Here is an 11,955-nt window from a genome sequence, read left to right as displayed (position 1 = left end):
GGAGCGCTGTACAGGATCAGATCGCGATCTGGTGGTCCTGCAAGCCAGGGCTGCTGACCCTGTAAATACCAATTTCACCCAGCAGGTTAGGCCACAGTTTGCTTGCCCAGCCATGCCGGTGCTGCTGATCGACAGCCAGCCGATCAATGACCTTTGCCTGACGTCCCCGGCACAGCGCTTCGAAGTCTTCGAACGTACAGAAGTGAATGTTCGGCGTGTTGTACCAGGTGTAGGGCAAAAACTCTGACACCGGCATTCGCCCTTTGCTCGCTAAATACCAGCGGCAGCGCCAATGACCGAAGTTGGGGAAGGTGATGATGCACTGGCGACCGACACGCAGCATTTCGTCGAGGATGCGGTCCGGGTAATGCACCGCTTGCAGCGCCTGGGTCATGACCACGACGTCGAAGCTGTTGCTGGCGAAGTTGCCCAGGCCCTTGTCCAGATCCTGTTCGATCACATTGACGCCCTTGGCCACGCAGCGCGCAATGTTCTCGGCGTCGTTTTCCAGGCCGTAACCGGTCACCTGTTTGTTGTCGCGCAGCCAGGCCAGCAGCTCACCGTCGCCGCAACCGAGGTCGAGCACGCGGCTGCCGGCAGGAATCCAGTCTTGGATGATGTCCAGGTCGGCTCTCATGGTGTCCTCAGATCTCAATTCGGTTCATGTAGCTGGAGAAGGCCTGCAAGTAGCGCGGAATCGGGATCAGGAAGGCGTCGTGGCCCTGCGGCGCATCGATCTCCAGATAGCAGACGTCTTTTTTGGCCGCCATCAGCGCATCGACCAGCTCACGCGAGCGCGCCGGCGAAAAACGCCAGTCGGTGGTGAATGACATCACGCAGAACTTCGAACTGGCGTTGGCAAACGTTGCGGCCAGGTCGTCGTTGAAATTGGCTGCCGGATCGAAGTAGTCCAGCGCCTTGGTCATCAACAGGTAGGTGTTGGCGTCGAAACGGCCAGAGAACTCTTCGCCCTGATAGCGCAGGTAGCTTTCGACCTGAAACTCGACGCTATGGAAGTCGTAGTTGAGCTTCTCGCTCTTGAGGCCGCGGCCGAATTTTTCGCCCATGGAGTCGTCGGACAAATAGGTGATGTGCCCGACCATGCGCGCCAGCATCAGGCCACGCTTGGGAATCACTCCATTCTCCTGGAACGAGCCGCCGTGGAACTCGGGGTCGGTGAGGATCGCCTGACGCGCGACCTCGTTGAACGCGATGTTCTGCGCCGACAGCTTGGGCGCTGACGCAATAGCCAGGCAGTGACGCACGCGGTCCGGGTAGCTGATGGTCCACTGCAGTGCCTGCATGCCGCCCAGGCTGCCGCCGACGATGGCCGCCCACTGCGCGATGCCGAGAGTGTCGGCCAGCAGCGCCTGGCTGTTGACCCAATCCTCTACGGTCAGGACCGGGAAGTCGGCGCCAAATGGCTTGCCGTTTTCCGGGTTGATGCTGCTAGGGCCTGTGGAGCCATTACAGCCGCCCAGGTTGTTAAGGCTTACGACGAAGAAGCGACGGGTGTCGATAGGCTTGCCGGGGCCAATGCAGCTGTCCCACCAGCCTGGCTTGCGGTCTTCGCTGCTGTGATAGCCCGCCGCGTGGTGGTGACCCGACAACGCGTGGCAGATCAACACCGCATTGCTGCGGGCTGCGTTGAGGGTGCCGTAGGTTTCGTAAACGAGGTCGTAGGCCGGCAATGATCGACCGCAGGCCAGTGCCAGTGGCTCGCTGAAATGCGCCAGTTGCGGCGCAACCAGACCGACAGAATCTTCGGGAAAGACCGTGGACATCGACCCTGCTCTCGTTAAATGAGGCGTAAGTCTAAAGACCGCCGGGGGTAGCGGCAACAAGCATGGTAACTGCGCTGTTTTTGTAGGAGCGCGCTTGCCCGCGATTGCGATGTATTTACCGATAGAGATGCATCGGCTGTGTCGCCGCCATCGCGGGCAAGCGCGCTCCTACAGGATTGGATCAGATCAGCCGCCACAGCTCCTGCGGCATGCCGGCGTAAGCTGCCAGTTGTGGCATAAGGTAGGACTGCACCACCTGAATGGCCAGAAACGCGAAGATCGGCGAAATGTCCATGCCGCCCAGATTGGGGATGATGCGGCGAAACGGCGCAAGGATCGGCTCGCTGATCTGGTAAGCGAGTTCTGCCGCCGGGTTATGGCTGCCCGGTGCGATCCAGGACACGATCACCATGATGATCATCGCCACCCAGAAGATCTTCAGCAGCAATGAAGTGACGCCCAGGATCGACCACATGAACAAGTGAGGAATATCGCCAATCGTGCCGTAGGTCATCATCAGCACAAAGGCCATCAACAGCGCCTGAATGACGATGGCCAGCAACAGGGACGAGGTATCAAGCCCAAATACGCTCGGCACGATGCGGCGAATCGGCTTCAGCAGCGGCTGCGTGGCGCGCACTGCGAACTGGCTCAGCGGGTTGTAAAAGTTAGCCTTGACCAGCTGTAGCACGAAGCGCAGCAGAACGATGGCGAGGTAAAGGCTGATCAGCGTTTGTACAACGAACACCGTAGCGCCAGTGAGTGCATTCATAGACTTCTCCTTATTTGCCCAGAACTTCGGCCATTTCGGCAGAGCGGTGGGCGGCGGCACTGAGTGCGTTTTCGACGATGGCTTCGAATCCGTTGGCCTGGAATGATTTGATTGCAGCTTCGGTAGTGCCTGCAGGTGAAGTAACGCGGCGGCGCAGTTCGGCGGCATCGACATCGCTGCCGGTAGCCATCAGCGCTGCACCCAGCGCAGTTTGCAGCGTCAGTTTGCCCGCAACGTCGGCAGGCAGACCAAGCTTCACGCCCGCAGCTGTCATCGCTTCGATCAACAGAAAGAAGTAAGCCGGCCCGCTGCCAGACACCGCTGTCACGGCGTCCAGTTGTTGTTCCTCGTCCAGCCAAAGCGCGATGCCCACGGCCGACAGCAGCGCCTCGGCCTGATCACGTTGCGCAGCGCTGACTTCTGAGGTTGCGTACAAGCCGCTCACGCCCTGACGCAACAGCGCCGGCGTGTTGGGCATGCAGCGCACGATGGGCTGCTCGCCCAGCCAGATCTTCATGCTCGCGCAGGTGATACCTGCGGCAATCGAGACCATCAACTGATTGGGCTTGAGGTGCGGGCGCAAGACTTCGCAGACGGTTTTCATCATCTGCGGCTTGACCGCCAACAGCACTACGTCCGCGTCCTCGACAGCCTGAGCATTGTCTGCGAACACCTTGATGCCATGTTCGGTCGACACGCGCTCGCGGGTTTCTTCGCCGGGATCGCTGGCGCGGATCAGATCGGGTTCGACGCCTTGCGCGCGCAGGCCGCCAATCAGGCTGGCGGCCATGTTGCCTGCGCCGATGAATGCGATGCGAGTCTTGCTCATGAACGAATTCCTGTGGGGCAAAGGGTTAGTGCTGGCCGTAATCACGGGCGCCAAACAGGGCAGTACCGATCCGAACCCAGGTAGCGCCTTGAGCAATGGCAGCCTCCAGGTCGTGGCTCATGCCCATGGAAAGCGTGTCGAGTGGCAGCTTTAGTGAGTCCTGCAGCGTGCGAACGGTGGCAAAAGCTGCGTTCTGTTCGTCGTGATTGTCTGTGGGTTCCGGAATTGCCATCAGGCCGCGCAGTCTCAGATTGGGCAGGGCGCAAATGGCATCGACCAGTGCGGGCAAATCTTGTGGTGTGCAGCCTGACTTGCTGTCCTCGCCGCTGACGTTGACCTGGATGCAAATGTTAAGCGGCGGCAGTTCAGCGGGGCGCTGTTCGGACAGCCGTTGAGCGATTTTCAAACGGTCCACGGAATGCACCCAAGCGAAGTTTTCGGCGATAGCGCGCGTCTTGTTCGATTGAATGGGGCCGATGAAATGCCAGATCAAGGGCAGGTCGGCCAATTCGAGCTGTTTGCTCAGGGCTTCCTGAAGGTAGTTCTCGCCGAAATCGTGCAAACCGGCCGCATATGCTTCACGCAGGTCGTTTGCCGGTTTGGTCTTGCTCACCGCGAGCAGCCCAACGGACGCCGGGTCGCGCTGCACCGCATGCGCAGCGGCTTGAATTTGCTCACTGAGCGTTGAAATGTTCTCTGCTATCGTGGACATTGATTTGCGCCAGCAGGGGTAAAGTCTGCGGCATTCTATGTGATGAGGAGCTGTATGGATATTACCGAGCTGCTTGCCTTCAGTGCCAAGCAAGGCGCGTCGGACTTACACCTCTCGGCTGGTCTGCCGCCGATGATTCGGGTCGACGGCGATGTGCGGCGAATCAACCTGCCGCCACTGGACCAGAAACAGGTTCAAGGGCTGATCTACGACATCATGAATGACAAGCAGCGCAAGGACTTCGAAGAAGATCTGGAAACGGACTTCTCGTTCGAAGTGCCAGGCGTCGCGCGCTTTCGGGTCAACGCGTTCAACCAGAACCGGGGCGCAGGCGCTGTGTTTCGAACCATCCCGTCCAAGGTCCTGAGTATGGAAGACCTGGGGATGGGAGAAGTGTTTCGCAAGATTACCGACGTGCCGCGCGGGCTGGTTCTGGTTACCGGGCCGACCGGCTCGGGCAAGTCGACGACGCTGGCGGCGATGGTCGATTACCTCAATGCCAACAAACATCACCATATCCTCACGATTGAAGACCCTATCGAATTCGTTCACGAATCCAAGAAGAGCCTGATCAACCAGCGCGAGGTGCACCGCGACACCCACGGTTTTTCCGAGGCGTTGCGGTCGGCGCTGCGCGAAGACCCTGACGTGATTCTGGTGGGCGAGCTGCGAGACCTGGAAACGATCCGGCTGGCGCTGACCGCTGCCGAGACTGGCCACCTTGTCTTCGGCACGCTGCACACCACGTCGGCGGCGAAAAGTATCGACCGCATCGTCGATGTGTTCCCGGCGCAGGAGAAGTCGATGATTCGTTCGATGCTGTCTGAGTCGCTACACGCAATCGTGTCGCAGGCGCTGCTGAAGAAGGTGGGCGGCGGGCGAGTGGCGGCTCACGAGATCATGATCGGCACGTCGGCGATCCGAAACCTGATCCGCGAAGACAAGGTCGCGCAGATGTATTCGTCGATTCAGACTGGCGGGGCGCTTGGGATGCAGACGCTGGACATGTGCCTCAAGGACCTGGTCAGCAAAGGCATCATCACGCGAGAAAGCGCCCGCGAGAAAGCAAAAACGCCCGACAATTTCTAGTTGTCAGGCGTTTTACGCACACGAATCAATCAATGTGGGAAGGAGCTCCCTCCCACAATTCCCACAATCACGTCAAATCGGCACGGTGTTAACGCTGCGCCAAACGCGCCGTTGGCTTGCGCGACGAAGGCGGTTGCTTCGGCAAGACACGTTTGGCAACCACGTAATGGCTGTCCCAATACGGCTTGTTCAGCGTGTCGACCGTGACCGACTTGCCACGACGCGGCGCGTGTACGAACTGGCCATCGCCCAGGTAAATCGCGACATGGTTCACCGTGCGGCTCTTGATGTTGAAGAACAACAAGTCGCCCGGCTTCAAGTCCTTGCGATCAACCTTCTGCCCGTGACCTTCGGCCATGGCATTGGAGGTGCGCGGCAAATCGACTTCGCTCACGTTGTTAAACGCATATTTAACCAGACCGCTGCAATCGAACCCTTTTGTCGGGCTAGTGCCGCCCCAACGATAGGGAGTACCGATGGCGTTCATGGCGCGATTGACGACGGTGCTGCTTTGTTTGGTGTTACCCGGCGCCATGCTGGCGAGGGCCACGGTATTCTTGGACACTTTGTGGGAAGACGGACGATTGGACGTCTTGCCATTGCGCGTTTTACGCTTGGAGGTCGCCAGTGGAGCGGCGGTCTCTTCCAGTGCAGCCATCGCGGCCCGTTGAGCGGCGATGTTGCGCGTTACTGTCTCCGAAGACTGGGTCTTGGCGGTGAAGCCGTTGAAGCTGGAGGGTAACGGTTGCTCACGGTTGGTGGCGTGGGCGGCCAGTGGCACAAATAGGCAAATGGTTAGCCATGTCTTGAAAAATGGACGCATTAGGCAGGGCTCATGTTGGTCAGCGCGAAACTTTATAACAGCTTTTTTTGCTGTTTCGGACCCGCTTGTCGAATCATTTACTGCCCTGCGGGTCAGTTTTGACACTAAAACTGTCACAAACCAATGAGTAACCCCTTTAGTTACAAGGGTTTGCCGAATGACTGAGAGGTTCCCGCCATACGTCGGAACAGGTCACAAAAGTCACAAACTTTACGTCTATTTTTTTCTATCAGCACAAACGAGGCCGCCGATGAATACCTATCAAGTGGATGCACAACGTCACGACACTCACAGCAAGATCTTGGGATACCTGCTCTGGATTGTCGGATTTACCGGCGCGCATCGCTTCTATTACGGCAAACCGGTGACCGGAACGATCTGGTTTTTCACGCTGGGGTTGTTTGGGATTGGTTGGCTGATCGACGTATTCCTCATCCCGTCGATGGACCGTCAGGCAGACCTGCGATTCAACGCCGGCTCAACCGATTACAGCGTCGCCTGGATTCTGTTGGCCTTTCTGGGCGTGTTCGGCGTGCACCGTATGTATCAGGGCAAATGGATCACCGGGATCATTTATGCGCTGACAGGTGGGTTGTTCCTGATCGGGGTGCTTTATGACTTCTGGACGATGAACGACCAGATTTCGATGAAGAATGCCCGGCGGTGATCGACCCGTCGTACGCCTGTGGGAGCGCGCTTGCCCGCGATTGCGTCAGCTCATCCAATCTCGATGTGGTCTGACACACTGCTATCGCGGGCAAGCGCGCTCCTACAAGGGTTATGCCGGGAGCTTACGCGGTGTAGCTGATCCGGCCATCCACGAACGTGTACTTCACTGCGCTGGGCAGGCAATGGCCGAGGAATGGGCAGTTTTCGCCTTTGGACAGCCACTTTTCCCCCGCAACCGTTGAGGCTGTCGGGTCGAACAGCACCAGGTCTGCCGGCAAACCCGCTGCCAGCTTTCCGGCAGGCAGGCGCAACGCGGCGGCAGGCCCGGCACTGAGGCGCGACAGCAGCGTCGGCAGATCCAGCAAATCGTCTTCGACCAATGTCATCGCCAGTGGCAACAGCAGCTCAACGCTGCTCATGCCGGGCTCGGTTGCACCGAACGGCGCGAGTTTGGCGTCACGCTCATGGGGTTGGTGATGGCTGGAAATCGCCTGAATCACACCCGATTTCACGCCTTCACGCAGCGCGTCGCGGTCGGCACGGGTGCGCAGGGGCGGCTGCACGTGGTAGACGCTGGAGAAGTCGATCAGCGCCTCGTCCGTCAGAATCAGCTGGTAGAGCGCCACATCGGCCGTGACGGGCAACCCACGGGCCTGAGCCTGTGCAATCAGCTCCACCCCCCTTGCTGTGGTCAGTTGGCTGAAATGCGCCCGCACGCCGCTTTGTTCGACCAGCAACAAGTCGCGCGCCAGCGCCACGGTTTCAGCCGTCTCCGGGATGCCGGCCAGACCCAGGAACGCCGCCGTTGGGCCATCGTGAGCCAGGCCGCCCTCCGCCAGGTCGTAGTCCTGAGAATTGAAGATCACCGTCAAATCAAAGGTTGCGGCGTACTCCAGCGCCCGGCACAGCGTGCGATTACTGCGAAAGCTCACCAAGCCGTTGGTAAACGCTACGCAACCCGCATCGCGCAGCGCGATCAGCTCAGCCAACTGCTCGCCTTCCAGGCCTTTGCTCAGGGCGCCAATCGGGAACACTTTGCTGTGGCCGGCCTCACGCGCCCGGTCGAGAATCAACTCGGCGACAGCGGAAGTGTCCAGCACCGGTTTCGTGCGTGGCGGGCAACACAGGCTGGTCACACCACCGGCTGCGGCGGCGAGGGTTTCGCTGGCGATGCTGCCTTTGCGGCTGTAGCCCGGTTCGCGCAGGGACACATTGAGATCCACCAGGCCAGGTGCGGCGATCAAGCCGTGGGCATCAATGGTCTCCGAGGGCTCGAAACCGGTAGGCGCTGCGCCAAAGGCCAGAATCTTGCCGGCTTCCAGGTGGAGATCGGTGACTTGATCCAGACCGCTGACAGGGTCAATGACGCGAGCGCCGAGGATACTGAACTTCACTGGGCGTTCTCCTGCTGGAACTGACGTTGCGCGGTTTGCCCGCTCATGGCCATGGACAGCACGGCCATGCGCACGGCAATGCCGTACGTGACTTGATTGAGGATGACCGAGTGCGCGCCGTCGGCAACGGCCGACTCGATTTCCACGCCACGATTGATCGGGCCGGGGTGCATGACGATGGCATCGGGTTTGGCGCCAGCCAGCCGCGCAGTGGTCAGGCCGAACAGGCGGTAGAACTCGCCCTCGCTGGGCAGCAGCCCGCCCGACATGCGCTCGCGCTGCAAGCGCAACATGATCACCACGTCCACGTCTTTCAGGCCTTCAGCCAGGTCGGTGTAAACCTTCACGCCGTATTGCTCGACGCCGATGGGCAGCAGCGTCTTGGGCGCGACCACGCGGATGTCCGGGCAGCCCAGTGCTTTGAGCGCGATCATGTTCGACCGCGCAACGCGTGAGTGCAGGATGTCGCCAACAATGGCCACCGAAAGGTTCTCGAAGCTGCCTTTGTGGCGGCGAATGGTCAGCATGTCGAGCATGCCTTGGGTCGGGTGCGCGTGCCGTCCGTCGCCGCCGTTGATGATCGCGACCTCGGGGCAGACATGCTCTGCGATGAAGTGCGCCGCGCCGGAGTCGCCGTGACGTACCACGAACATGTCGGCGGCCATGGCTTCCAGGTTGCGCAGCGTGTCGAACAGCGTCTCGCCCTTGCTTGTGGAAGATGTCGACACATTGAGGGTGATGACGTCCGCCGACAGCCGCTGTGCGGCCAGCTCAAACGTGGTCCGGGTGCGAGTCGAGTTCTCGAAGAACACGTTGCACACCGTCTTGCCGCGCAACAGCGGGACTTTTTTCACCGCCCGCGCACCGACCTCAAGAAACGAGTCAGCGGTGTCGAGGATTTCGGTGAGCAGCTCGCGGGGCAAACCGTCGAGCGAGAGGAAATGCTGCAGCTGACCCAGATGGTTGATCTGCAGCGGGCGCTTGGCGTCGAGAGGCGTCATCGCAAAGGACTCGTGTTAAAGGGCGGCTAGAGGGCGGCGGAATCAGTAGAGAGGTCTTGCAGCTCAAGCGTCAGCGGCGTTGGGCCGGACAGCTTCACACGCTCATGGGCCGCGAGCGAAAGCGTTGCGCCGACCACGTTGGGACGAATCGGCAGCTCTCCGGCGTCCAGGTCCAGCAGTGACACCAGCGTCACGCTCGCAGGGCGGCCGTAGTCGAAAAGTTCGTTCAGTGCGGCACGGATGGTGCGCCCGCTCATCAACACGTCATCGACCAGAATCAAATGCTGACCTTCGATCTCGAACGGCAGCTCGGACGGACGAACCTGAGGGTGCAGGCCGTTCTGGCTGAAGTCGTCGCGATAGAAAGAAACATCCAGCGTGCCAAGCGCAGAGTCGTTGCCCAGCGCTTGCAGCAGCGCCTGCGCAACCCACACGCCGCCGGTACGAATGCCGATGAAGCGTGGCTCGCTTATTTCACGTTTATTCAGGTGCGCCGACAGATCGATGGCCATCTGGCTGATCAGGTCGGCGGGGTTCGGCAGGCTCATGGTTGCTCCTTCAGGTGCCCGGGCGCGCTCTGGCGCGACACTCAGGCTAAATCTCGATTCGGTACAGCTAATGCGTCAGACGTTGAACAGCGCGGTGTTGGCTTCCAGCCAGCCTTGCAGCAATAGCGCAGCCGCGATTGCATCCACCGGGTTGTCCCGATAACTGCCGCGCTGGCCGCCTCGTGCCATGCGCTCGCCCTTTGCTTCGAATGTCGTCAGGCGCTCATCGTGGGTGTAGACCGGCAGGTTGAATCGGCCATTGAGCTTGCGCGAGAACTTTTCGGCGCGGGCGCTCATGTCGCTCGGCGTACCGTCCATGTTCAGCGGCAGGCCGACTACAATCGCGTCGGGTTTCCATTCGGTGATCAGCGCCTGAACCTTGTCCCAGTCCGGAACGCCGTTCTGCGCCTTCAAAGTACATAGCTCGCGAGCCTGGCCGGTGATCACCTGGCCGACCGCAACGCCGATCTGTTTGGTGCCGTAGTCGAAGCCCAGCAACAGGCGCATGCCAGCCATCAGGCGTGCCCCGCCTGGCTTGTCAGCAGGTTCAGGTTGATGCCCAGCTTGGCGGCGGCTGCGTCGAGGCGCAGTTCACTGTCGACGTCGAACAGGATGGCAGGATCGAACGGGCAGTTGAGCCAGGCATTGGCGGCAAATTCTGCCTCCAATTGGCCTGCGTCCCATCCGGCATAGCCCAGAGTGATCAAATTCTGATCAGGGCCGTAGCCGTCTGCAATCGAAAACAGCGCGTCTTGCGAGGTCGACAGCGCGACACCGCCCAGATCGACGGTGGCTTGAAAGATTTGCCCGGGCGGGTGCAAGACGAAGCCACGGTCGGTTTGAACCGGACCGCCGATATGAATAGGGATGTGTTGGCAGTGCGCTGACGCCGGTAACTCCGGTCGCAGCTGTTCGAGAATGTCCGCCAGTGACAGGCTCTGCGGGCGGTTGATTACCAATCCCATGGCGCCATTGGCGTTGTGCTCGACGACGTAGGTCAAGGTGTGCGCGAAATTCTGGTCGTGCATGTGGGGCATGGCGATCAGAAACTGATGCTTGAGGTAGGACGGAGTGACGTTTTTCATGAGCCCTAGTGTGGCGTCGTGGGCCAGCGCTGACAACTGGCAGATCCAACCGGTTTTAATATCTGGGGTGTAGCTTTCATTGTAGGAGCGCGATTGCCCGCGATTGCGTTGAGCCAACCAGCTTTTTTTTGCCTGATCCACCGCAATCGCGGGCAAGCGCGCTCCTACAGGGTTCATCAATTGCTAATTACTGGACAGCTTATCCCCGCGCGCAAACTTCCAGGTGCGGATGATCTCCAGCCGGTCGATGTCGGCGAGATCGCCGGTGAACGGTGCAAACGGCGCCGCCAGCCGCACGATCTTCTGCGCCGCCTGATCCAGCAACGGCTGGCCAGATGACTCCAGAATCAACACTTCATACAACGAGCCATCGCGATTAATGGAAACCATCATGCGCAAGCTGCCATAAATCTGTTTGCGTCGGGCTTCTTCGGGGTAATTGAGGTTGCCGACGCGCTCGATCTTCTTGCGCCAGTCCTCCTTGTACCAGGCGCCCTTGTCTTTCATGGTCGACGCAGCGCTCAGACGATGAATTTTCGGACGCTTGGCGTAAGCCTGTTGCTCGTTCGAAAGTTCGGCCTCAAGACTGGCGATTTCATTGTTGAGTTGAGCGCTGTCGAAGGTCGGCGCAGCTTTTTTGTCCTCTTCAGGCTTGACCTCTTCGCGCTTGGCGGCGGTCTTCTCTTTGGCCGGGGCCTTGGTGGCGACGGCCGTCTTCGGCGCTTCCTGCTTGACCACCGGTTTGGAGGAAGGAGGCGGCGTGACTTTATTGATCTGGGTGTCCTGGTACGGCGCGATTTCGGTGACTTTGGGCACGGCTTTCTTGTCGAGTGTGCCGCTGCCTTGCTGGTTTTCCTGAGCGAGAAAATCAGCATCCTTGGGTTTGATGTCGCTTTTGAATGGCGCGAGGGTGATTTCGAGGGTCTGGCTGATGGTTTCAGGTTTGACGTAGGTAAAACCCACGCCAAGGATCAGCGCCAGGTGGACAAGCGCAGCAATGAGCAGCGTAAAACCCAGTCTGTCGGCGGGCCGCACAGCGGTACGCGCGAGCGCCGGGGGAAGATCGTTGTCGACCACAGCGTTCATTGGCGATCCGGGATCACAAAAGCCAGCATTGCAAACCAACCTAGGGCGTCATTCGGGCCGCGCATGATAACGCACTGTTTGCCGATATCAGGGCTTTGATGCGGACAGATCGATTAGTGGAGACCCGGACGCATGGTCCACGGTTGTAGCAGCGCGCTTGCCC

General features: G+C 59.8%; 14 protein-coding genes. 2 read left to right on the top strand and 12 right to left on the bottom strand.

Annotated features, from left to right (window positions below):
• Nucleotides 1-16: 16 nt before the first annotated feature.
• From metW to OYW20_RS24575, 5 genes are all read right to left on the bottom strand, one after another.
• Entirely contained in the window at nucleotides 17-637 is a 621-nt protein-coding gene (gene metW, locus OYW20_RS24595; RefSeq protein WP_268798456.1) for a methionine biosynthesis protein MetW, read from the bottom strand.
• A 7-nt stretch (nucleotides 638-644) separates the two neighbouring features.
• Complete coding sequence (metX, locus tag OYW20_RS24590; RefSeq protein WP_268798455.1) at nucleotides 645-1,784, bottom strand: homoserine O-succinyltransferase MetX; 1,140 nt, start codon at nucleotides 1,782-1,784, stop codon at nucleotides 645-647.
• 181 nt (nucleotides 1,785-1,965) lie between these two features.
• Complete coding sequence (locus tag OYW20_RS24585) at nucleotides 1,966-2,556, bottom strand: YggT family protein (protein ID WP_268798454.1); 591 nt, start codon at nucleotides 2,554-2,556, stop codon at nucleotides 1,966-1,968.
• 10 nt (nucleotides 2,557-2,566) lie between these two features.
• Nucleotides 2,567-3,385, bottom strand: a complete 819-nt coding sequence (gene proC / locus OYW20_RS24580) for a pyrroline-5-carboxylate reductase (RefSeq protein WP_268798453.1) — start codon at nucleotides 3,383-3,385, stop codon at nucleotides 2,567-2,569.
• A 25-nt stretch (nucleotides 3,386-3,410) separates the two neighbouring features.
• Nucleotides 3,411-4,097, bottom strand: a complete 687-nt coding sequence (locus OYW20_RS24575; protein WP_268798452.1) for a YggS family pyridoxal phosphate-dependent enzyme — start codon at nucleotides 4,095-4,097, stop codon at nucleotides 3,411-3,413.
• 54 nt (nucleotides 4,098-4,151) lie between these two features.
• Between OYW20_RS24575 and OYW20_RS24570 the strand changes: the two genes are divergently transcribed.
• Nucleotides 4,152-5,186, top strand: coding sequence for a type IV pilus twitching motility protein PilT (locus OYW20_RS24570; RefSeq protein ID WP_268798451.1), 1,035 nt, complete (start codon nucleotides 4,152-4,154; stop codon nucleotides 5,184-5,186).
• Nucleotides 5,187-5,274: 88 nt separating this feature from the next.
• On the opposite strand, the gene OYW20_RS24565 is transcribed toward OYW20_RS24570, so the two are convergent.
• Entirely contained in the window at nucleotides 5,275-6,009 is a 735-nt protein-coding gene (locus tag OYW20_RS24565) for a C40 family peptidase (RefSeq protein WP_268798450.1), read from the bottom strand.
• A 250-nt stretch (nucleotides 6,010-6,259) separates the two neighbouring features.
• Here OYW20_RS24565 and OYW20_RS24560 point away from each other — a divergent pair, with 250 nt between their 5' ends.
• On the top strand, nucleotides 6,260-6,676 hold the full coding sequence (locus OYW20_RS24560) for an NINE protein (protein ID WP_268798449.1): 417 nt from the start codon (nucleotides 6,260-6,262) through the stop codon (nucleotides 6,674-6,676).
• Between the two features lie 124 nt (nucleotides 6,677-6,800).
• Here the strand turns inward: OYW20_RS24560 and OYW20_RS24555 are convergent, their stop codons facing one another.
• The 6 genes from OYW20_RS24555 to OYW20_RS24530 all read right to left on the bottom strand — a co-directional run bounded on the left by OYW20_RS24555 (nucleotide 6,801) and on the right by OYW20_RS24530 (nucleotide 11,792).
• Nucleotides 6,801-8,072 (bottom strand): dihydroorotase, encoded by a 1,272-nt coding sequence (locus tag OYW20_RS24555; protein WP_268798448.1) that lies wholly within the window; start codon nucleotides 8,070-8,072, stop codon nucleotides 6,801-6,803.
• Nucleotides 8,069-9,073, bottom strand: coding sequence for an aspartate carbamoyltransferase catalytic subunit (locus tag OYW20_RS24550; RefSeq protein ID WP_268798447.1), 1,005 nt, complete (start codon nucleotides 9,071-9,073; stop codon nucleotides 8,069-8,071). The genes OYW20_RS24555 and OYW20_RS24550 overlap by 4 nt, the downstream gene beginning before the upstream one ends.
• A gap of 26 nt (nucleotides 9,074-9,099) precedes the next feature.
• Nucleotides 9,100-9,621: a bifunctional pyr operon transcriptional regulator/uracil phosphoribosyltransferase PyrR gene (pyrR, locus tag OYW20_RS24545; RefSeq protein WP_268798446.1), complete on the bottom strand. Its 522-nt coding sequence runs from the start codon at nucleotides 9,619-9,621 to the stop codon at nucleotides 9,100-9,102.
• 75 nt (nucleotides 9,622-9,696) lie between these two features.
• Nucleotides 9,697-10,137: a Holliday junction resolvase RuvX gene (ruvX, locus tag OYW20_RS24540; protein ID WP_268798445.1), complete on the bottom strand. Its 441-nt coding sequence runs from the start codon at nucleotides 10,135-10,137 to the stop codon at nucleotides 9,697-9,699.
• The gene (locus tag OYW20_RS24535; RefSeq protein WP_268801225.1) at nucleotides 10,137-10,706 is read right to left on the bottom strand and encodes a YqgE/AlgH family protein; all 570 of its coding nucleotides are present in this window, start codon (nucleotides 10,704-10,706) and stop codon (nucleotides 10,137-10,139) included. The genes ruvX and OYW20_RS24535 overlap by 1 nt, the downstream gene beginning before the upstream one ends.
• A 183-nt stretch (nucleotides 10,707-10,889) precedes the next feature.
• Nucleotides 10,890-11,792 (bottom strand): energy transducer TonB, encoded by a 903-nt coding sequence (locus OYW20_RS24530; protein WP_268798444.1) that lies wholly within the window; start codon nucleotides 11,790-11,792, stop codon nucleotides 10,890-10,892.
• Nucleotides 11,793-11,955 lie beyond the last annotated feature (163 nt).

Origin of the sequence: Pseudomonas sp. BSw22131, from assembly GCF_026810445.1 — a bacterium.
In the GTDB taxonomy this organism is placed as follows: domain Bacteria; phylum Pseudomonadota; class Gammaproteobacteria; order Pseudomonadales; family Pseudomonadaceae; genus Aquipseudomonas; species Aquipseudomonas huanghezhanensis.
This window is presented reverse-complemented; position numbering and strand designations above follow the sequence as displayed.

What these genes read in the sequence shown, in the direction of transcription:
- metW (WP_268798456.1), bottom strand. Translation starts at nt 637, where the DNA reads ATGAGAGCCGACCTGGACATCATCCAAGACTGGATTCCTGCCGGCAGC.
- metX (WP_268798455.1), bottom strand. Translation starts at nt 1,784, where the DNA reads ATGTCCACGGTCTTTCCCGAAGATTCTGTCGGTCTGGTTGCGCCGCAA.
- OYW20_RS24585 (WP_268798454.1), bottom strand. Translation starts at nt 2,556, where the DNA reads ATGAATGCACTCACTGGCGCTACGGTGTTCGTTGTACAAACGCTGATC.
- proC (WP_268798453.1), bottom strand. Translation starts at nt 3,385, where the DNA reads ATGAGCAAGACTCGCATCGCATTCATCGGCGCAGGCAACATGGCCGCC.
- OYW20_RS24575 (WP_268798452.1), bottom strand. Translation starts at nt 4,097, where the DNA reads ATGTCCACGATAGCAGAGAACATTTCAACGCTCAGTGAGCAAATTCAA.
- OYW20_RS24570 (WP_268798451.1), top strand. Translation starts at nt 4,152, where the DNA reads ATGGATATTACCGAGCTGCTTGCCTTCAGTGCCAAGCAAGGCGCGTCG.
- OYW20_RS24565 (WP_268798450.1), bottom strand. Translation starts at nt 6,009, where the DNA reads ATGCGTCCATTTTTCAAGACATGGCTAACCATTTGCCTATTTGTGCCA.
- OYW20_RS24560 (WP_268798449.1), top strand. Translation starts at nt 6,260, where the DNA reads ATGAATACCTATCAAGTGGATGCACAACGTCACGACACTCACAGCAAG.
- OYW20_RS24550 (WP_268798447.1), bottom strand. Translation starts at nt 9,073, where the DNA reads ATGACGCCTCTCGACGCCAAGCGCCCGCTGCAGATCAACCATCTGGGT.
- pyrR (WP_268798446.1), bottom strand. Translation starts at nt 9,621, where the DNA reads ATGAGCCTGCCGAACCCCGCCGACCTGATCAGCCAGATGGCCATCGAT.
- ruvX (WP_268798445.1), bottom strand. Translation starts at nt 10,137, where the DNA reads ATGGCTGGCATGCGCCTGTTGCTGGGCTTCGACTACGGCACCAAACAG.
- OYW20_RS24535 (WP_268801225.1), bottom strand. Translation starts at nt 10,706, where the DNA reads ATGAAAAACGTCACTCCGTCCTACCTCAAGCATCAGTTTCTGATCGCC.
- OYW20_RS24530 (WP_268798444.1), bottom strand. Translation starts at nt 11,792, where the DNA reads ATGAACGCTGTGGTCGACAACGATCTTCCCCCGGCGCTCGCGCGTACC.